Here is a 2,483-nt window from a genome sequence, read left to right as displayed (position 1 = left end):
TATAATTGCAGCTGATAGATACTTAGATTATTTCACTACAATTATGGAGGATAGGTTATGGCAGGTACTCGCAAGACCCGCGTTCCGATGGTGGAACAGATCAGACTTATCAATGAATGCCGTCAGAGCGGCATGACAGATGCTGACTGGTGTCGTGAAAACGACATTGCAGTAAGCACCTTTTACAACTGGGTCAGCCGTTGTCGGAAAACAGCAGCGGATCAGATCCCAGCGGCGAATTATGGTCATCTTGAGGTTCCACGCCCGAAACAGGACGTGGTTCCCATTGACATTGTTCCGGAACAGCATACCGCATCGCAGATGCTAAATTCGAACCTTGACAATCCACATACGATTGAAGTTTCTATGAAGGATATCACAGTCCGCATCAGCAATGATGCGGATCCTGTTCTGCTCACCAGGACTTTTCGCATGCTTCAGGAGTTTTCATGTTAGGTGATGTTTCCGGACTTGAGAAGATCTACATTGTCTGTGGCTACACGGATATGAGGAAATCTATTGACGGACTCTGCACCGTTATCGAAGACCAGCTTAAGATGGATCCGTCGTCCAGTGCTCTCTTCCTTTTCTGTGGAAGAAGACGGGACAGGATCAAAGCCTTGTTCCGCGAACCGGATGGCTTCGTTCTGATCTATAAGCGATTGTCTGTCCGCGGCGGTTATCAATGGCCCAGAAAGCAGTCAGAGGTCCGGAATCTTTCCTGGCGGGAGTTTGACTGGCTGATGTCCGGGATTGATATTGACCAGCCAAAAGCCCTCAAAGCAGAATAAAAAGCTCGTGGATCCTGGCAGAAATCCTGCATAGAAAAATCCGGAAATCCCTTGTAAATTCGGTATTTTTCAGGCGTTGTTTTCCTTTAGTAAAAGCCCCATTTCTGGTATAATAAAGGAATCAAATCCGAGGAGAGAAACGATGGCTTCCAGTGCAAAAGATATCCAGCTTCGAGAGCTGAAAGATACCGTATCACAACTGAAAACAATGATAGCGGAGCAGACGGAACTGATCAAAGCTCTCCGTCTTATTATTGACGAAAAAACCAGTCATGAGAAAGCTCTTCAGGAACAGGTAGATTATCTGACAAAAAAACTCTTTGGTCCCTCCAGCGAGAGAAGATCTGATGATATTCCGGGACAGCAGAATCTCTTCGATGAAGCAGAAGTGGAACAGGATCCATCCCTGTTGGAAGGCGAAACGGTAATCCGGGAGCATACCCGTAAAAAGAAGGCAACACATGAGGAACTCTTCAAAGGCCTGAAAGTTGAAAAAGTAGTGGTCCCACTTCCGGAAGAGGATCAGATCTGTCCGGTATGTGGTACGCAGATGGTCCTGATCGGCGAGGAATATGTCCGCCGGGAACTGGAATTCATTCCTGCCACCTGTAAAGTGATCGAATACTACAGCCAGAGCCATGGATGCCCCTCCTGCAAGGAAGGACTCGGCGATACAGAAAAGCCTGTGATCGTAAAGTCTCAGGTTCCGCCAGCTCTGCTTGGAAAAGGACCTGCATCAGCAGCTGCAGCTGCATGGACTATGTACCAGAAGTATGCCAACGGGCTTCCACTTTACCGGCAGGAAAAGGACTGGAAGCAGTATGGGGTGCAGATCAGCCGGACGACCCTTGCAAACTGGATCATCTACTGTTCAAAGAACTATTTTCAGCCAATGTACGATTACTTTCATCGGGAGCTGCTGAAACGTAGTTTTGTGATGGCAGATGAGACGCGGGTCCAGGTATTGAAAGAGGAAGGACGCAGGGCACAGACCCAGTCATTCATGTGGCTGTTCCGAAGCGGTGAGGACGGACTTGCGGAGATCATCCTGTATGGCTATTCCCCGACCAGGAGCGGCAGCCATGCAAAGGAGTTTCTGGAAGGCTACAGCGGATATCTGGAAACGGACGGCTATCAGGGTTATAACAGTCTGCCCGGGATCAGGCGCTGCTCCTGTTGGGCACATATCCGCCGATACTTTATCGACGCTGTTCCCAAAGGGAAGCAGTATGACTACAGCCAGCCTGCAGTACAGGGAGTCCAGTACTGCAATCGGTTGTTTGCCATGGAAGACTCCATTAACAAAAAGTATCCCGGTAATTATGAAAAGCGGAAACAACTGCGTCTCGAGAAGGAAAAACCTGTTCTGGAGGCTTTCTGGTCGTGGCTTGACCAGCAAAAGCCCGTCCGGAATACCCGGCTGGATAAAGCCGTGAATTATGTTCTCAACAGGCGTGATATAGCGGAAACCTATCTGGAAGACGGGCGGTGCAGCTTTACCAATAATCTCAGTGAGAATGCGATCCGTCCGTTCGCAGTGGGGCGAAAAAACTGGCTGTTCAGCAGTTCCGTGGACGGAGCGAATGCCAGCGCAGTAGTCTACACAATGGTTGAGATGGCCAAAGCACATGGGCTGAACATCTACGGATATCTTAAATTTCTGCTGGAGAACCGACCGAGTAAAAATATGAC

General features: G+C 48.9%; 3 protein-coding genes. All 3 read left to right on the top strand.

The window, feature by feature from the left end; all coding sequences use genetic code 11:
• The first annotated feature begins 57 nt into the window (after nt 1–57).
• Entirely contained in the window at nt 58–456 is a 399-nt protein-coding gene (tnpA, locus tag I2G42_RS16110; protein ID WP_243030698.1) for an IS66 family insertion sequence element accessory protein TnpA, read from the top strand.
• Complete coding sequence (gene tnpB, locus I2G42_RS16105; RefSeq protein ID WP_055228707.1) at nt 450–791, top strand: IS66 family insertion sequence element accessory protein TnpB; 342 nt, start codon at nt 450–452, stop codon at nt 789–791. Before tnpA ends, tnpB begins: the two co-directional genes overlap by 7 nt.
• Nucleotides 792–933: 142 nt before the next feature.
• Nucleotides 934–2,483, top strand: a 1,550-nt coding sequence (tnpC, locus tag I2G42_RS16100) for an IS66 family transposase (RefSeq protein WP_195531268.1), incomplete at its 3' end; no start/stop codon positions are given.

The organism is Fusicatenibacter saccharivorans (genome assembly GCF_015557635.1).
Classification (GTDB): domain Bacteria; phylum Bacillota; class Clostridia; order Lachnospirales; family Lachnospiraceae; genus Fusicatenibacter; species Fusicatenibacter saccharivorans.
The sequence above is the reverse complement of the archived record's forward strand: the minus strand, read 5'-3'. Positions and strand labels throughout refer to the sequence as shown.